15 protein-coding genes are annotated in these 19,074 nt (G+C 34.1%); 14 read left to right on the top strand and 1 reads right to left on the bottom strand.

The window, feature by feature from the left end:
- Positions 1-21: 21 nt before the first annotated feature.
- From AC4BBR_RS14085 to lepB, 11 genes are all read left to right on the top strand, one after another.
- Positions 22-468, top strand: coding sequence for a YaiI/YqxD family protein (locus AC4BBR_RS14085; RefSeq protein WP_490460130.1), 447 nt, complete (start codon positions 22-24; stop codon positions 466-468).
- A 375-nt stretch (positions 469-843) separates the two neighbouring features.
- The gene (locus AC4BBR_RS14080; RefSeq protein WP_490460129.1) at positions 844-1,920 is read left to right on the top strand and encodes a D-alanine--D-alanine ligase; all 1,077 of its coding nucleotides are present in this window, start codon (positions 844-846) and stop codon (positions 1,918-1,920) included.
- A gap of 107 nt (positions 1,921-2,027) precedes the next feature.
- Positions 2,028-3,395, top strand: coding sequence for a UDP-N-acetylmuramoyl-tripeptide--D-alanyl-D-alanine ligase (locus AC4BBR_RS14075; protein ID WP_490460128.1), 1,368 nt, complete (start codon positions 2,028-2,030; stop codon positions 3,393-3,395).
- A 333-nt stretch (positions 3,396-3,728) separates the two neighbouring features.
- Entirely contained in the window at positions 3,729-5,270 is a 1,542-nt protein-coding gene (cshA, locus tag AC4BBR_RS14070; protein ID WP_490460127.1) for a degradosome RNA helicase CshA, read from the top strand.
- A gap of 488 nt (positions 5,271-5,758) precedes the next feature.
- Positions 5,759-6,112: a holo-ACP synthase gene (gene acpS, locus AC4BBR_RS14065; RefSeq protein WP_490460126.1), complete on the top strand. Its 354-nt coding sequence runs from the start codon at positions 5,759-5,761 to the stop codon at positions 6,110-6,112.
- An 83-nt stretch (positions 6,113-6,195) separates the two neighbouring features.
- Complete coding sequence (gene alr / locus AC4BBR_RS14060; protein WP_490460125.1) at positions 6,196-7,314, top strand: alanine racemase; 1,119 nt, start codon at positions 6,196-6,198, stop codon at positions 7,312-7,314.
- Positions 7,315-7,329: 15 nt separating this feature from the next.
- Positions 7,330-7,710, top strand: coding sequence for a type II toxin-antitoxin system PemK/MazF family toxin (locus AC4BBR_RS14055; protein ID WP_490460124.1), 381 nt, complete (start codon positions 7,330-7,332; stop codon positions 7,708-7,710).
- Positions 7,711-8,121: 411 nt separating this feature from the next.
- Positions 8,122-8,823: a hypothetical protein gene (locus tag AC4BBR_RS14050; RefSeq protein WP_490460123.1), complete on the top strand. Its 702-nt coding sequence runs from the start codon at positions 8,122-8,124 to the stop codon at positions 8,821-8,823.
- A 33-nt stretch (positions 8,824-8,856) separates the two neighbouring features.
- Positions 8,857-10,209 carry a hypothetical protein gene (locus AC4BBR_RS14045; protein WP_490460122.1) on the top strand — a complete coding sequence of 451 codons (1,353 nt, stop codon included), beginning with the start codon at positions 8,857-8,859 and terminating at the stop codon, positions 10,207-10,209.
- A 32-nt stretch (positions 10,210-10,241) separates the two neighbouring features.
- Entirely contained in the window at positions 10,242-10,646 is a 405-nt protein-coding gene (locus tag AC4BBR_RS14040; protein WP_490460121.1) for a LysM peptidoglycan-binding domain-containing protein, read from the top strand.
- 156 nt (positions 10,647-10,802) lie between these two features.
- Positions 10,803-11,639 (top strand): signal peptidase I, encoded by an 837-nt coding sequence (gene lepB, locus AC4BBR_RS14035; protein WP_490460120.1) that lies wholly within the window; start codon positions 10,803-10,805, stop codon positions 11,637-11,639.
- A 465-nt stretch (positions 11,640-12,104) separates the two neighbouring features.
- On the opposite strand, the gene AC4BBR_RS14030 is transcribed toward lepB, so the two are convergent.
- A complete protein-coding gene (locus AC4BBR_RS14030) occupies positions 12,105-13,586 on the bottom strand; it encodes an AcpB/EbpR/MafR family transcriptional regulator (protein ID WP_490460119.1) in 1,482 nt (493 codons plus the stop codon).
- A 189-nt stretch (positions 13,587-13,775) separates the two neighbouring features.
- On the opposite strand from AC4BBR_RS14030, the gene AC4BBR_RS14025 reads away from it, so the two are divergent.
- The 3 genes from AC4BBR_RS14025 (at position 13,776) to AC4BBR_RS14015 (ending at position 18,874) form a co-directional block, all read left to right on the top strand.
- The gene (locus tag AC4BBR_RS14025) at positions 13,776-15,119 is read left to right on the top strand and encodes an FAD-dependent oxidoreductase (RefSeq protein WP_490460118.1); all 1,344 of its coding nucleotides are present in this window, start codon (positions 13,776-13,778) and stop codon (positions 15,117-15,119) included.
- 595 nt (positions 15,120-15,714) lie between these two features.
- Positions 15,715-15,942 carry a hypothetical protein gene (locus AC4BBR_RS14020; protein ID WP_490460117.1) on the top strand — a complete coding sequence of 76 codons (228 nt, stop codon included), beginning with the start codon at positions 15,715-15,717 and terminating at the stop codon, positions 15,940-15,942.
- Between the two features lie 244 nt (positions 15,943-16,186).
- On the top strand, positions 16,187-18,874 hold the full coding sequence (locus AC4BBR_RS14015) for a YhgE/Pip domain-containing protein (protein WP_490460116.1): 2,688 nt from the start codon (positions 16,187-16,189) through the stop codon (positions 18,872-18,874).
- Positions 18,875-19,074: the final 200 nt, after the last annotated feature.

Here is a 19,074-nt window from a genome sequence, read left to right as displayed (position 1 = left end):
TATTATTGAAAGGGTACGCGTATGAGGATGTTTATTGATGGTGATGGATCACCAGTGAAAGATACATCAATTGAGGTTGCAATAGCTTATTCGATTGAAGTCGTGATCGTAACGAGCATCGATCATTATTCGTTGAAAGAATATCCTGAAAATGTTTCTTTTGTCTATGTAGATAAAGGAGCTGATTCAGCAGATTATAAGATTGTTCAGCTTATTAAAAAAGATGATATTCTAGTGACGCAAGATTATGGGTTAGCTTCATTGGTATTGCCAAAAGGTGTTCGGGTGTTGCACCAATTAGGGTATGAATATACAGGAGAAAATATGGATGGATTGCTGGAACAACGTTATTTTAGTGCAAAGGTTCGAAAAAGTGGCGGACGTACGAAAGGTCCAAAAGCTTTTACACAGGCGGATCGTGAAAAATTTAAAGAAAACCTCGTTGAGCTGATCAAGGATACTATATAATACTGGGAAACAAGGCTTTCTCAAATGAATATCTTATTTTCTTACCTATAAAAGTGGATAAAAATGTTCATTTAGTTTGAAATGATTGTGATGAAAAATTTTTCTCTAATTTTGTGATTTGTTTCTATTCGGACTATCGCTTTTATGCTAAAATATGAAAGAGCTGTTTTGAATTTATTTATTGGACATTACAATAATGAAATTTGAAGCTGAATATGTCCATTACACATTAAAAATTATCTAGCTTTGCGGACTAACTCTTCGGAAAATAGATGGAAATTGAATGAGACCAAGAACGTCACAGTCAGTTTTTTCCTATTTTTCAGTCAGAGTTAAAGGAGCCCGCTACGCTTTAAAAATTAGGAGGAAAAGCATTTGAAGATTACATTGCTATATGGTGGGAGAAGTGAGGAACATGATGTTTCTATATTGTCTGCTTATTCCGTTTTAAATGCGATCTACTATAACTATTATCAAGTTCAACTGGTTTTCATCAGTAAAGAAGGACAATGGGTTAAAGGTCCTCTTTTATCAGAAAAGCCAGAGAGTAAAGAAGTTCTTAACTTGACTTGGTCTGAAGGTGATGAAATAGATAAATGGGGAGAATTTACGGGTCGCGTGATCATGCCTTGTGAAATCAAAGAAGAAGATACTATCGTTTTTCCAGTATTACATGGGCCTAATGGTGAAGATGGTACAATTCAAGGGTTTCTGGAAACGCTAGGTTTACCATATGTTGGTGCTGGCGTGCTTGCTAGTGCTAATGCAATGGATAAAATCATGACAAAATATTTACTGCAAACAGCAGGGATTCCACAAGTTCCGTTTGTACCTGTATTGAGAAGTGAGTGGAAAGAAAATCCCAAAAAAGTCTTTGAGCAATGTGAAGGGTCATTAATTTACCCAGTATTTGTTAAACCTGCTAATATGGGCTCAAGTGTAGGAATCAGCAAGGCTGAAAATCGTGAAGAATTACAAAATGCTTTAGAAGAAGCCTACCGTTATGATTCTAGAGCAATTGTTGAACAAGGGATTGAGGCGCGTGAGATTGAAGTCGCGATTTTAGGTAATGAAGATGTTCGAACAACATTGCCTGGTGAAATCGTCAAAGATGTTGATTTTTATGATTACAATTCAAAATATATCGACAATCAAATCACGATGCAAATTCCAGCAGAAGTGCCAGACGAGGTTTATCAAAAAGCGCAGGAATTTGCTAAAAAAGCCTATACTATTCTAGATGGTAGCGGGTTAAGCCGATGCGATTTCTTCTTGACTAGCAAAAATGAATTATTTTTAAATGAGCTAAATACGATGCCAGGTTTTACTGAATTTAGTATGTACCCACTCTTATGGGAAAATATGGGCTTGAAATATAGCGATTTGATCGAAGAATTAATTCAATTGGCTTTAAATCGTTTTAAACAAAGACAAAGTTTTTATGAAAGATAAGATGCCAAAAAGGGAGGGGATGAAACGTTTGAAGTTTTGTCTCAGCCTTTTTATGTATGGCTAGGTGTAAAAAATGAGATAATTACGTTTGAAAAGGAGAGAAACCAATGGAATTAACTTTTTGGGAAGTCGCTGAAGCGACAAAAGCTACCAATGATTGGAAACGATGGTCAGACTTTGAATTGACTGGTATTGAATTTGACAGTAGATTAATAACGCAAGGCAATCTTTTTGTTCCGTTAAAAGGTGAAAATGATGGTCATTCATTCATCGGAAATGCGATGGATAAAGGGGCAAAAGCAGCTTTTTGGAGTGCTACAGAGAAAGCACCAGATCAGTTGCCGATTTTACAAGTCACGAATACATTAAAAGCGATGCAAGAACTAGCGACTTATTATCTGAAGAAAATGAACCCCACAGTAGTTGCAATTACGGGAAGCAATGGTAAAACAACGACGAAAGATATGACAGAAGCAGTCTTAGCTCAACAATTCAAAACATATAAGACACAAGGAAATTATAATAACGACATCGGCTTACCGTACACTATTTTACATATGCCGGATGAAACTGAAAAACTGATTTTAGAAATGGGTATGGATCATGCAGATGAAATCGATTTTCTATCAAGATTAGCTCAGCCAGATGTAGCTGCAATTACAATGATTGGCGAGGCGCATATTGAAAATCTAGGATCAAGAGCAGGGATTGCGAAAGCGAAAATGGAAATCACTGCTGGATTAGCTGCTAAAGGACTGTTGATTATTCCAGCAGATGAACCATTACTAGTGCCACTAGCGAAAGAATTGCCGCAAACACTCAAAACATTTGGGTTCGAACAAGCTGATTGCAAAGCTACAATTATTGAGGAACAAAAAGAATATACCTCCTTTAAACTCAACGATTCAAACACATTATTTACTATTCCTGTTCCAGGGAAATACAATGTGGGCAATGCCTTGATCGCAATCAGTATTGCTCAATGGTTTGACGTCTCAAAAGAAAAAATCCAAGCCGGTTTGGCTGACGTTCAATTAACAAAAAATCGTACAGAATGGTTAAAAAGCAAGAGTGGGATCGAAATTTTAAGCGATGTCTATAATGCAAATCCAACAGCTATGAATTTAGTGCTGGACAGTTTTAGTCAAATGCCCGCGCAAGGAAAAAGAGTGGCTGTGTTAGGCGACATGCTTGAATTAGGACCTGATTCTGCTGTTATGCACGCTTCAGTAAACGAGCATCTAAATCCACTAGAAATAACAGAAGTCGTTCTTTATGGTGTTGAAATGCGCGTGCTGTATGATATTCTTGTAACAAAATATCAGGAAAGAAAAGTCCATTACTTTAAAAAAGAAGAAAAAGAAGCATTAACGAATACATTAAAATCAATTCTGGAATCAAAAGATATGGTTGTTTTAAAAGCAAGTAACGGTATGGGTTTGAATGAAGTCGTAACGAAACTTCTCGAAAGTTAGCAAGCTTTCATAAAACTTGCTGAAAGTATAAAACTATGCTAGAATTACCTATTGCCGGAAGATCGAAGTAGATAAATCGAAAGTACCTATTGAAGATACTTTTCTATCATATTAAAGATTAAAAAAGCTGAACGAACTCGTTTGGCTTTTCTAGTGCCTGTAGCTTCATAAGGTGGATTTTTCGGTAACACTAATTAGAAAATAAACTAAATCTATGTAGAAAATTTAGTAACTCCATGAACATTTTCGAAGTTAGTGAAAGTCAAATCACCTGCAACACTATTTTAGAAGAACCCGTTTCTTCTGCAACAAACATTATTAGGAGGATATCATTTGAAATTTAAAGAACTTGGCTTAGAACCAGAATTATTGGCAGCAATTGAACGCTCAGGATTTGAAGAAGCAACACCGATCCAAGAGGAAACAATCCCTCTAGCACTGCAAGGAAAAGATGTTATTGGACAAGCTCAAACAGGAACAGGTAAAACCGCTGCTTTTGGTCTACCTATGTTGCAAAAAATCGATACATCAAACCGTGTATTACAAGGAATCGTTATTGCACCAACACGTGAACTAGCAATCCAAACTCAAGAAGAATTATACCGTTTGGGTCGCGATAAAAAAATTCGTGTGCAAGCAGTATATGGTGGAGCAGATATCAGTCGTCAAATTCGTGGACTTAAAGAAAATCCTCATATCGTGGTCGGAACACCTGGACGTTTATTAGATCATATCAATCGTCGTACACTAAAACTAGACACGATCGAAACATTAGTTTTAGATGAAGCGGATGAAATGTTGAATATGGGATTCTTAGAAGATATCGAAAAAATTATCTCTAAAATCCCATCAAAACGTCAAACATTACTATTTTCAGCAACAATGCCGCCCGCAATTAAAACTATTGGCGTAAAATTCATGAAAGAACCAGAACACGTGAAAATCAAAGCAAAAGAAATGACTGCTGATTTGATCGATCAATACTATGTACGTTCCAAAGACTTTGAAAAATTCGATGTAATGACACGTTTATTAGACGTTCAAACACCGGAACTAACTATTGTTTTTGGTCGTACAAAGCGTCGTGTAGATGAGTTAGCTCGCGGTTTAGAAGCACGTGGCTACAAAGCAGAAGGAATCCACGGAGACTTGTCTCAACAAAAACGTATGAGTGTTTTACGTTCATTCAAGAGTGGGAATTTAGATATCTTAGTAGCAACAGATGTTGCCGCTCGTGGGTTAGATATTTCTGGTGTAACACACGTGTACAATTATGATATTCCACAAGATCCAGAAAGCTATGTTCACCGTATTGGTCGTACAGGTCGTGCTGGAAAGGGCGGAATGTCCGTTACTTTTGTTACACCAAATGAAATGGGTTATTTACATGTCATTGAAGAATTAACGAAAAAACGTATGACGCCACTACGTCCACCAAATGAGCAAGAAGCATTTAAAGGACAATTAGGAGCTGCAATCGAAACGGTCGAAGAAAAAATAGCGGAAAATGGTCTAGAGAACTACTTGCCTTCTGCTAAAAATCTTTTAGAAAAATATTCTGCTGAAGATTTAGCAGCATTATTACTAAAAACTATTTCTAAAGACCCGTCAGATGCTATACCGGTAAAAATTACACCTGAACGTCCATTGCCTTCAAATAAAAAAGGCTTCAATAAAAATAATCGTAGCGGTGGTGGTGGTAATAGCCGTAATCGCAATAAAAATAGCGGTGGTGGTTACCGTGGTAACAAAACTAACAAAGGTACTGGTGGCAGCGGAAATGGCGGCGGCTACAATAAGAGCAAAGATAATCGTTCAGCAAAACGTCACAACGATAAAAAACGTAGCTTTGTTATTAGAGATAACTCAAATTAATAAATTCATACTAAGCAGAAATAAGAATTAACTTATTTCAGTTTCACTAGTTATTGGATTTTAAGTGATGAGATAAAAGCGTTTAGTAGTAGGTGTACTGTAAGACAACAACGCATACCTCGTTGTGTTATACAGCCATAAAAAGAAAGTAGCGAACATTTTTTTTTGAATTTTTGCGAATTTCAGCTTATTACCGAAGAGTTGTTATTATCTTGCCGTTTATTCGTATTTAGGGTGTGAAACAAAAGTAAAGTTTACTTTTGTTTCACACTTTTTTTTAGTTAATCTAACATTTATAAACTCGCTCACTAGAAAAGAGAGAATACGAAAGAGATAAGGAGTATTTAAATCTCAGTTCCCTATTTTTCAGTCGAGAGTGACAGGATTTTTCAGCTTTTTTTTAAATTTTACATTATTATGTGGAAAAATTGCTAAAATTTGATAGAATAAGAGTAATTTATAAAATATAAAAAAGAGGTCTCAGAAGAATGATAAAAGGAATTGGTATAGATATGGTGGAACTCTCAAGGATCGAAAAAATTATTGAAAACAAATCTTCTTTTGTAAAACGAGTTCTTACTGAGGATGAACATATCCTTTTTCAAACATTACCTCACAAACGTCAAATAGAGTTTTTAGCTGGTAGATTTGCTTGTAAGGAAGCTTTTTCTAAGGCTTGGGGAACTGGGATCGGAAGTTTGGGATTAAGAGATGTTGAAATTTTGAAGGAAGAAAATGGTGCTCCAAAGATAACTAAATCTCCTCATGAAGGCAATGTATTAGTCTCTATTTCACATACAGACACCTTTGCGGTTGCTCAAATTATTTTAGAAACCGTTTAAATAGGAACTTGATTTTGAATAAAGGTTGTAGCAAAAAATTTGGATCAGATATTGTTTCGACCGTAAAAGAAAGAAGGACATATATGGCTGTAGGATGGCATCGACCCACAAAGTTAGTGATCGATACACAAGCAATTAAGGAAAATATTGACAATGAAGTAAAACGAATGCCCCAGGGCACAGAATTATTTGCGGTAGTCAAAGCAAATGGATATGGCCATGGAGCTGTTCAAACAGCTCAAGCGGCTATTGAGGGAGGTGCTACTGGATTTTGTGTAGCAATCTTAGATGAAGCTATAGAACTACGTGAAGCAGGGTTTACAGAGCCGATACTGATTTTAAGTGTCGTAGATGTTTCTTACATAGACTTGTTGCTGAAATACGATTTATCTGTCACAGTGGCAACTCAAGAATGGTTGGAGCAAGCGATTGAACAATTGAACCTTATAGAAACACAAACACCATTGAAAATACATATAAAAGTCGATACAGGTATGGGGCGTATTGGATTTACTACGCCAGAAGCCGTAAAACAAACAGTTGAATTAATACAATCAACAAAGACCCTTATTTGGGAAGGTCTATTCACGCATTTTTCTACAGCAGATGAAAAAGACACAAGCTATTTTGAAAAACAAGCATATCGTTTTAAGGCTGTTTTGTCAGCGCTTTTTGAATTGCCGAAATATGTTCACGTAAGTAATAGTGCGACAGCGCTTTGGCATCCTGATAATGTGGGAAATATGATTCGTTTTGGGATAGCTATGTATGGCTTGAATCCATCTGGGCGTGCATTATCAGAGACCTACCCACTGAAGCCTGCGCTTAGCTTAGTGTCAAAATTGATCCAAGTCAAAAAACTTTCAGCTGGAGAAGGAATTGGGTATGGGAATACCTATACTACAACTGAAAAAGAATGGATTGGTACCGTACCAATCGGTTATGCTGATGGATGGTTACGCCATTTACAGGGTTTTTCAGTGTTAGTTAATGGTGAGCAGTGTGAAATTGTTGGAAGAATTTGTATGGATCAATGTATGATTCGCCTACCCAAACAAATGCCAGTGGGGACAAAAGTTACATTGATTGGACACGATCATGGACAAACTATCACAATGCAGATGGTCGCAGATAAACTTGAAACGATCCATTATGAAGTAGCATGTACGTTTTCTGAACGTATGCCAAGGGAGTATAAATAGAATAGGAGGTTTCAAATGGTCAAAAGGGGTGACATATATTTTGCAGATTTATCCCCTGTTGTAGGATCAGAACAAGGGGGCGTACGTCCAGTACTAGTCATACAAAATAATTTAGGCAATCATTTTAGTCCAACGATTATTGTCGCTGCAATCACAGCGAAGATGGCTAAGCCGAAATTACCAACGCATATTGGAATTAATTCCGAAGAAACTGGAATTGAGCGCGATTCGGTTATTTTACTGGAACAGATCCGTACGATCGATAAAATACGATTAAAAGAAAAAGTTTGTCATTTGGGTATAGAAATAATGGACTCTGTTGACCGTGCTTTGGGAGTTAGTGTTGGAATTTCAGAAGCAGAGCTAGAGGAAGAAAATCTTGGTACATATCGTTAAAAGTATCGGGAACTTTAAATGTAGAACATAAGACATATCCTGCTCATTTCATTGCGAGGATAGTTGTTTTAGACAGCATAATTTTAAATAGTATGTCATCGTCTTTTACTTATACAATGTTATTTATTATTAGTTAGTTATTAATAATAAACATGCTGATATTAGAAAAAAAAACAGAGAATCAGTTGCTTAATCACGATTTTCTCCATTTTAAATAATAAATAAATACTAAACTTAGTAAGTAGACTCCTTGTTTTTATTGACTTTTACCTGTATTTATAAAAAAAAGTTGGCAATAACGGTGCGTAATGTTACAATAAAATATGTATAATTGGGTGGAAAGTGGATAACTTTCTAAGAAAAAGATATAGTTAGTGTTTTTTTATTAAGGGGTAAGGGAGTTTAAATTTGATGACGATTTTCATGTTTGTATTAGTGGTAATACTGTTTCTTTTTTTCAGTTATCAGTTGTATGTTCGGTTCCAACTGGAGAGCTTAGATTCTGATAGTCCTAAAATGAAACGCAAGATCAATTTTTATAAGTATCAAGAAAATAATCGATCATTATTATTTTTAATGATTGCAGCAATTATTTTTTGCCTAATATTTTTTGGGATACTGTATAATCAAAATACTTTAAGAAAAGATAATAAAGATTTAGAATTGAAGATAGAAGAAATTAGGGATACCAGAGGAGGAGCTTCTGGTGCTGGAATTGAGAGTTATAAGGAAAATTCTTTAAAACTAACTGAGTTCCCTTGGAAGAAAATTGTAGAAAGTCGAGATGCTCAAGCATTAGACAATTATGAACTTCAACTCCTAAGAGACTGGCAACCTTTTTTTGGAGAAGCAAATGTAGCAATTTTAATCAGTCAAAAAACGGAAACATTGACAGTATCAGTTTTCCCAACAGCTTTGACATTTAGCGATTTCCAAACAGCAGAAAAAAATATTGAAACATTTATTAAAGAGTTACAGCCAGTAAAAGAAATCAAGATGATTGATTTTGACTTTACATATCGAGATAAAACGAATAAGTTGTCTAAGCAATCGATCGTTTATACAAGAGAATCGAAAGATAGTAACTTAGCAAAAGTGGTATTAGGAAAATAAGAGTAGAGAAATAAAAGATGAGGTGCAAAACACATGGCAAAGAGACGGTTAATTAAGAAAATTAACGAGGTTTCAGAAGAAGAACTAACACAAGATGTAGATTTCAATTCGGACAATGAACAACCATCAACTGCAGTAACAGCAAAAAGTCGCGGTTTAATGGCTGAACAAGAACAAGAAATTACTCGTCTGAGAGAATTGATCGAAGAATACAGAATGCAAGAATCAGAATTTGAACAAAATAAAGAAGAAAATTTCCGTTTATCTCAACAAAATAAACAATTAGCAATCAAAGTTGAGAGTAACCAAGAAGAACTTGAATTATTAAAAGAGAAAAACGACGAATTAGCGACACAGCTTAACCAAAAAGAAACAGAGATCTTTGAACTGGAAGATGCGAACGAAGCTGCTGACTCGACAGAAGAGATTACTCGTTTAAAAGCACAAATCGAAACATTGAAAAAAGAAAATATTAGTGGACAAGAACAAATTGCTTACTTGGAAGCAGCAATTGTTGAAAAAGATAAAGCGTTGGAAACACAAATTCTTGAAAAAGAAAAAGAAATACAACAACTGCAAGCTGATTTAGCTGACTTAGGAACAATTGGAGAAAAACAAGAAGCATTGGAGACGGTGAAGATGGAATTAGAATCATTGAATGAAAAACTTCAAACTACTGATAAAGAAAATCAAGATCTTACACAAAAACTTGCTGATCTTCAAGAACAAATGCACCGTTTACAACAAGAAAACCAAGAATTAAAAGACAAAGAAATTACTTTGTTAACAAATAGTGAAGTTTCTGTTGATAATAGTCGCGTTGATGAATTGAAAAAAGAATTAGAATCAGTTATAAAAGAAAAAAGTGAATTAGAAACAACTCTTGGTCGCATCCAAGGCTTGAATGATAAATATTCTATTCAAAAAAATGTGTTTGAATCTGAATTAGCAGGCTTAAGAAGCAGCTATAAAGAAAAAGAAGAAGAGCTAGAAAACGTAAATGCTGAACTTGAATCGATGCGCAACATATCTGCAACAGGTGAAGCTAAAGGAAATCAATTAGCTGAACTATTGCAAGCGAAACAACAAATTAATGATTTATTGTTGAAAAATCAATCATTGCAAGAAGAAGCCTTAAAATCACAACAAGAGATCGGTGAAGTAATGGTTTCGGCTAAGAAAGAAGCAAATCGTATCATTAGTGAAGCGCAAGTTGAAGCGAAACACATGATTAACTCAGCTGAACTTGAAATGCTAAATATTGGAAACCGTGCGAAAAATATTTCTAATGAAGTAGAAGAATCTAAAAATGAAATAATGACGATTTATCGTGAATTAGAAGAACGTTTAAGCAAATTATCACGTTTAGATAAATCTGGAAACTAAGTGGCCACAAAAAGAATGAAGGGAAGAACAATATGAAAAAACATATCAATAAAAAAATTTCTATCCTGTTGGTTTTTTCTGCAATATTGTTTAGTACTGCTACTTACTTTATGTCTAGTTCATTGGTTTTAGGAGCAGCAGCAGGTGGAGGAGTGGCATCTGAACCAGTAACAGCTGAGGACGGAGCAGCAATCACGCCACCTATGCCAAAACCTTCCGCCACACAAGAAGAGCCAAAGAAGGAAACAACAACTGAAAATACCATCGCTGAAAATAAAGAAAAAGAAATACCTAAAGAAGTTTATGTTGTAAAAGAAGGTCAGACTTTATGGGAAATTGCTCAAGATTCAGGCCTATCAATTCAAACATTAATGAATAAAAATCAGCTTAGTAGTAGTGTCATTGTTGAAGGACAGGAATTGGTATTTGAACAATAGTAAAATTTTGATGAGTGGAGCAAAACGTTTAGAGTTTTGCCTCACTCACTTTTTTTTTAGAAGAGAATTAGTCTTTGCTGGGGTTTTATATGGAAAAATACATAGCAGTCTGTTATTCTTAATTAAGAGTATTAATTGGCATAATTGAGGTGTACTATGGATGAACTAAAAAAACGTTTTAAACGACTAAAACGACAATTAAAAAGAAAATTTAATAAAAAATTTAATAGAAAATCTAAGAATAAAAAACGTTCCCAATCTGGAGCTAAGAAGAAAGGGTCTCAATCTAGAGAGCAACGGGAATTAACAAGAGAAGAACCTAGGAGGAAATCAAGACCGAGAGACGAACTGATCAAAACCTCTGAACCAATTAATAAAAAAAGAAAAAAGAAAAAGTTAACAAAAGAAGAATTTGAAAAAAGAAAAAAGAAAAAAAGAAAAGAAAATATCGTAGAAATCATAAAATTTATGGTGCCAGTTGCGATATTTGCACTCTTTATATTTTTCTTTATCTTAAATACTTCTCCTCATATGGTTGATGGGGATTCAATGAAACCAACCTTATTGAATAGAGATCGGGTCGTTGTTCGTCGTACGAAAGAACCAAAAAGATACGAGATCATCACATTCAAGCCGCCTGTAAAAAGTGAGTTTCAGTATGTGAAACGAGTCATAGGTATGCCGGGAGATTTAATTTGGACGGAAGGGAATGACTTGTTTATCAATCATCAGGCGGAATCATTACCAAAAGCCTCAGAATTATCTGCTGCGAATGAGCTGCCAGATGGGACAATCAAAGTAAATCTGACAGAAGATAGTTTGGATCAAATGTCACAATTGAAGAAAATTCCTAAAGGACATTACTTTGTATTAGGGGATAATCGGAATAATTCTAGTGATAGTAGAAGTTTTGGATTAGTAGATGGTCAGGCTATCGAAGGCGTAGTTTCCTTTAGATTTGCGCCGTTTAATAATATTGGATGGATAAAATAAAAAAGTGATTGAGAGAAGCTTTTTGACGTTTTATTCACGTCACATTCAAATAAACGATGTGAAATTTAACAACTGCCTAAAAACAAGGCTATTATAGAAGACTTTAACTCTGAACACCGAGTAGCTAACTGAGTAATATTAATTAGTTCCTTGCTGTATTTCATAGCAATTTACGGAAGGATTACTTCTGATTTTGCATTTAGTTGTATGTAGGGTGTGAAACAAAAATGATTTTTACTTTTGTTTCACACTTGTTTTTAGTCTGGGCCCCGAACCTAAACGATTACTGTATTTAACACGTAAAGCATGCGTATTTACAACGTTTATCAAATGTGGAGACGTAAAATAGATGCTAAATCTCTGGTTATTCTCATGAAATTTAATAGATACAAAGAAAACAGAGAACATCAAGTAGATATCCTCTGTTATAATTTCAATTAATGAATAGATAAAACAAATACTACTCTATTTTGTATCAATCAACTGGACAATTAGTTCTTCAATATCAGTCATATCATAACGATTACCAATATCAGAAAAAATATAGATAAGTTCTTGTTTTTCTGATATTGTATCACTATAAATATTGGAAAGTAAGATATCGTAATGACTATCTTCCTTAAAAGCTTCTGCTTTGATTGGGTATTTGTGACCTAAAATATTTGTTAGATGCTGGATAACCAATTCGCCGATAAAAGGATTTAATGAATGATAGACACCAATAGCAATTTTTTCTTCATTTAATTCAGCAATATGATTCAGTATGATCGTATAGTGAATTTCAGTAAATTTATTTTTATAGCTTCCTTTTTCACCATCTTGATCAAATTTTTTAGTCGCGATATCCATCAATTCAAAAACTTCATTACCAGAAAATGGATGACGGTGAGCATTGACGATAGACTTTATCGTCCAACTATCAAAAGGCAAAATAAAACCGTCAAAATAATAAAGTTGTGAATGAAGTTGGAACAATAGATTTTCAATATACAGTAGTCTGGCAGATGAAGCATAGCTTGATAAATAACCTTGTTGTTTTAGGTATTTCAAGATCACTTTGTTCATATAGTTTAAATAAGAACTTTCCCTACGTTGTTTTTCTGCCAATCGAAAAGCAAAAGAAGAATTGGGCGAAAAATTATGCATAGAACAAAAAAAGTCATAAAACATGTATGCTTCATAGATAGTATATGGACGGTCGATTTTTTTCATATATGTATGTAAGGATAAGTTAATTTCTTCAAATAATGGACGATCGGGATAATCATAGTTTGGACTAATGACTGGATTGTATTCAGTCGTCAGTCGTCTAAAGGATATTTTCATCCATAATTTGATTTGAAGTACCTCGGTAGGATCAAATGCTAGATTAAGAGCTTCTCTTAAAATATCCACAAAACCAAGATATTGATTAGTGGTTTCTTTTTCCAAATTTGTTTTATCTTCAAAAAGAAACCAGAAGAAACTAAAGAAAAAATAGCGAACTTGTTTTTCTTCACCGACTAATTTTCCGCGTTTGATTTGAAGCCGAAACTCCTTTAAAAGATCATTCAGCTCAGAAATTTTACGATAATACGTTGCAGAGCTGATTGCGTAATTTAATTGAAAATAATCGCAGGTCACTTCACCTTTATCGAACAACTGATTGACCATTTGGAATTTGATTGATTTTTCTAGAAAAAGTACAACTACTTTCTTCAATGGAAATGTTGGTTGTTTTTTCAAAGAGATACTTTCGCCTTTTAATGTTATTTCTACTTGCTTGCTTACTTGATTCTCTTCAAGAAAACTTTGTAGGAAAGATAGATATTCATTTAATGTTGGTAAGCTAATTTGAAATTCATTGACTAGCTGGTTTTTTGTCGCCTTGCCTTGATTGTTGTATAAAAATAATAATATATCATTCATATAATCGAAGGGCTTTTCTAAAAAATCACGTTTTAGCATAATAGACACCTCACTTTAAGCATACTTGATTCATAAGAAAATGGCAATACGCAACTTATAAAAAGAAAGTAGCCATTTATTATTATTAAAAATATTGGAATTATCTACAATAGAGTGTAATATTATCTTTGTTGTACATTTATATTATCACAGTGATGGTTTATTCATATTGAAGGGAGAAGAACCTTATTGAAAGTAGTAATTATCGGAGCTTCACACGGTGGGCTTCATGCTGCATTAACTTTAAAAAAATTAGATCCTCAAACAGAGGTTATTCTACTTGAAAAAAGAAGTGAGGTAAGTTTTGTTTCAAGTGGAATCGTTTTGAAAATGAATCAATTGGTTGATGACTTGGATCAAGTGAGGTATCTTACTAAAGAAGAATTAGACAAAAAAGGCATATCTTTTTCGCTCAATGCAACAGTTATTAAGATCCATCAAAATAAAAAAACGATTATTTATCAGGATGCCTATAAAGAAACACACGAAGTTAGCTATGAAAAATTAATCCTCGCAACAGGTTCAAATCAGTTTTCTACAAATCTAACACTACCAAGTAAAGACAAGGTAACTGTTTTTAAAAATTATCCAAGCTCTGTCGAGGTTTTGGAAAAATTAGAAAAAGCAAAATCTATTTCGATTATCGGTGGTGGTTACATTGGTGTAGAATTGTGTGATGCTTTGAAAGGACAAGGAAAAGAAATCCATTTGATTGAAAGTGCCGACTCAGTTCTCTTTCGATATATAGGCAAGGAACTATCTTCGCTAATTGAACAAAAAATTAGGGATTCCGGAGTTAAACTTCATCTAAATGAAAGTGTCATTGGGTTTTCGAGTATAGAAGAAGAGATGTTTGTCACCAAAACAACGAATGAAGAAATCAAAAATGATTACGTGATTGTGGCAGTTAACGCTCGTCCTGATACTACATTAGTGAAGGACTTTCTAGATTTAAATACAAATGGAACAGTTCGTGTTAATGAACACATGCAGACAAGCGATCCAAATATTTTTGCTTTAGGCGATGTTATTTCTTATCCTGTCCGTAATAATTATCGCAAATCATTCATTCCACTAGTGAATAATGTCGTCCGAAGTGCAACCGTTGCAGCTATGAATGCAATGGGGCACTCAATGAAATATAATGAGACACAAAAAACAACAGCCACTAAAATATTTGACTGTTATGTTGCAAGTACAGGTTTAACAGAAGTAGAAGCTAAATTTGAAGGGCTTGAAGTGGAAAGTATTTTTTTAACATTACCATGTCAATTTCCTTATCTTGAATTACAGGAAGACGTACATATAAAAATGGTCTTTGAAAAAGGATCGCACAAATTAATTGGTGGTCAATTGATGTCTGAAAAAGACATTACTCAATCGATCGATACGTTATCATTGGCAATCAATAAAGAATTAACGCTGGAAGAGTTAGTTACGATGGATTTTTACTTTAACCCAGGAATCAATCAACCGATGGGAATCATTAGTAGAACAGCCTATGAACTTTTGATTGAAAAGTATAAAGTTTAGAGTGCGTGAAGACAATACAATGATTTATTTTTGTAAAGTAAGAGAGAATAAATGAGGATTTATTCGTTTTACTTTGATTAAAACAGTTCATTTAACGTGAGCTGTTTTTTTCTATTTTTCAAATCTTATCACATAACAATGTAAGCATATTTTTGTGGAGTGAAAAATAGAAAGAGGTGACAGAGAGTAAGAAAGTGAATCAAAAAATATAGTTTAAATGTGTTAAAATTAAGTCCAACAGAAATGACCAAACGAGTGAATAATTTCAAAAAAACAGACGAGGTTATTTCACTGAAAAAAAGTGATGTTAGAATTTGGGTCTTAATCACATAGATGAGACTTTGCTGGAAGGAAGAATCAGGTGTTTTAAGTACATTGAAAGCTGAAAGTAGTAAAGGAAATAATATTATTTTCAACTTAATGAGGATACGTAGCTAAATTATTAGATGAGACGGCCTTCATCAACTGTATAATGAGTTCAGTCAAAGAATATAAAGCTTTCTTACACACTTCAATTTTTTAAAACGAAAGCAGATCACTTCTACTTATTGTTATTTAAGCTTATAATAGAATAAAATTCTAGGAGGCATAACTAATGAAAGCAGACGAGAAGAAATTTTATGAATTCATAATAGAGCGAACAAAAGTAGATCATCAAGAAGACATGAAACATTTACTAGCAGAATTGATGGAAAGAAGGGCAACAGATAAACTTGATAAGATGTATCTTATGAGTGTGGTCCCTAGAGCACTTTCTTATTTAGATCCTGATTCAGTAAATGAAGTAAAAAAAGTAGTATCAGAGTTTTCAACAAAATTATAAGTAAAAAAGACAAGCTGATTCATTCGGATGAGTTTGTTTTTTTTAGGTGTCTGAAAGCGCAATTGAAGAAATAAAACAGAGGAAAAATCAGTTAATTGAATGATATAAATAGATACATAAAAAAATCTCTACGACAGTTCAAGAAACCTGTCGTAGAAATGGACAAAAAAGGGATTTTTCATTTGTTATTGATAAAAAAATTATGCTAAAGTAAATCAGTCATTAAAAAGAATGGGTGAATAGGATGAAACATATAAAAAATACATTGAAGTTATTTAAACTAGATTGGCAACGCATTTTTAAAAATCCGATTGCAACATTTTTGATTATTGCACTGATGATTATTCCATCACTTTATGCGTGGTTCAATATCAAAGCTTTGTGGGATCCTTATGCGAATACGGGAGAATTACCGATTGCTGTATACAGTGATGACAAAACAGTGACGTTTAAAGATGAAAAAGTCAACATTGGTGATGAGGTCTTAAAAAATCTTCATGAAAACAAACAATTGGGTTGGACATTTGTTGATTCAAAAAAAGAACTGGATAAAGGCGTAAAGTCTGGTAAATATTATGCCGGTATCTATTTACCCAAAGATTTTTCTAAAGACTTATTGAGTTTTACGACAGGAGAAATTACGAAGCCTAAAATAGAATATTCAATCAATGAAAAAATCAATGCGATTGCACCAAAAATCGCAGATAAAGGGGCTTCTTCTTTACAAGCTCAGATTACAGATCAATTTACCAAAACAGCCAGCAACACCTTGGTTGGGGTATTTAACGATATTGGCTATAATTTAGATTCAAATTTAGTGAGCATTACAAAAGTAAAGAACATGATTCTTTCAACGGATGAAAATATCGATCAAATTGATCAATATACGCAAAAAGTTATAGCACTGCATGATAAAATGCCAGAACTAAAAACCAAATTATCTAAAGCCAATGAATTTGTTGACTACCTACCTGAAGTCGATGCATTAGGTGCAAAACTGGTCGATTTAAATGATAAAATGCCAACAATCAAAGAACAAGGAAAAGTTATTTTAACATTGCAGGAAAAAATTCCCGAAATTCAAAATGCTGGTAAACAATTAGCGATGATCGATGAAGATTTTACTTCTGTTGAACAAACAATGACGGAAGGAATTGACGAAGCTAAGCAAGGTTTACAGATTATTAAAGGCGTTCAGACGGCGTTGCCAGAGATTCAAAAACTAGGTGATCAAGCAGACAGTCTAGCGATTACAACATCAGAAGGTGCTGCAAAATTGCAAGAAGCGTTGCCAGGTATTACTAGTAGTATGAAAGTAACCTTACAATCTATTTCAACAATTAGCTCGAGTGTTGCATCTGTTATGGAACAATTACAAGATAATCGTTTGCCGCTAGCTGAACGAGAACAACTAAAACAACAATTATCGGATAGTTTAGGGCGTCAACAAATAGTCGTCCAACAATTGATTGAAACGCTCACTCAGATTCGGGAAGCCGCTGGAAATCAAGCTTCGCAGGAAACAATTAAAAAATTAAATGACACGATTGATAAATTATCTACAGTAAATAATATGATTGTTAACTTAAAAACAACCATTGATAATCTAGACGTAAATGCGATTACTGATGATGATCTAAATGCGATTCGAGAAGCAGCAAATCAAATTGCAAACACTGCTGAAACTATTGATGTCGATGCAGTTTCAATAATGGTCAATGATATTTTAACCAAGTTAATTGCTACAATCAGTACCGCTCAAGGATTGCTCAATCAAGCAAAACAAATCGATTTTGCTGCATTATTAAGTTCAACAGAAGCAACTGTATCCAATGCAATTGGAATTTTAGAAAAATATCAAGCAGAATTACCTGCCATCAAACAAGAAATCCATGATGCCAATATCCTATTAAATAGTCATATGAATGCAATTGTAAATGGAATCAACCAAGGAGCAGACCTATATAACAATGAACTACCAGTAATACAAGAAAAACTAAATCTCGCTGCTTCGTTCATTCAAAACGACTATCCAGCAATCAAAGAAGATATTACAGGTACGTTGAAAACGGTAAATGAAAAAATGCCTGATCTTGAGACAGCTTTGGATAAAGCCGATAATTTAATTCAAAACGATTGGCCAAACATTAAGACAGGCCTTCACAAAGCTGCCAAAGCAATTAGAAAAGGTGAAGAGAATGTTGACCTTGGTCAAGTGATAAAATTGCTTAAATTAGATGCTAACGCTGAAAGTGACTTTTTTACTACACCAGTTGAAATCTCTGAAAATAAAATTTATCCAATCGCCAATAACGGATCAGCAAGTACAGCATTTTATACTGCATTGTGTTTATGGGTGGGTGCTGTATTATTTTCAAGTGTAGCGACGACTGACTTTTATTTAGACGAAAAGGAGCGTGGCAGCTATTCTAAACGAGAACAATTTTCTGCTAGAATGTTGACATTCTTAGTGATGGGAGTAGCACAAGCGCTGATCGTTACGCTAGGAAACTATTTCTTATTAGGCGTAGATGTGAGACAACCTGTTTATAGTGTCTTATTTGCCTTGTTGATTGCCTTTACCTTTATGATGATGGTTTATGTACTGGTGGCACTATTCGGTAATGTCGGAAAAGGTGCTGCAATTATTATCTTAGTTCTATCTATTTCAGGTGGGGGAGGAAATTATCCAATCCAAGTTTCGGGTAAATTTTTCCAATTTATCAATCCGTTTTTACCCTTCACTCATGCGGTGAATTTATTGCGAGAGTCTGCTGGAGGAATTTATTGGCCGAATGCTTGGAAAGCAATCATTATTTTGAGTTCTATCGCTATCGTTTTTTGTGTATTAGGTGTTCTTTTGTATCCCTATATTGAAGAAAAAACGAAAAAATTAGCGAAAGTTTCTCATGAGAGTCATATTTTCCATTAAAAATAAATACGAATCAATAGCAAAAGATTGAGCTATTCCTATGAGGGATAGCTCAATCTTTTGCTATTGATTCGTATTGGTCGGTTTGCAGGCTTTTTTCAAGGCGTCCCTAACAAAAAAACAAAGAACTCCAATTAATCAACTTGGGATATTCTAAACAATAAAAAGTCACTAATAAATGCTATTTTTGACTATACAAA

The organism is Enterococcus sp. AMC1251 (assembly GCF_058216535.1).
The sequence above is the reverse complement of the archived record's forward strand: the minus strand, read 5'-3'. Positions and strand labels throughout refer to the sequence as shown.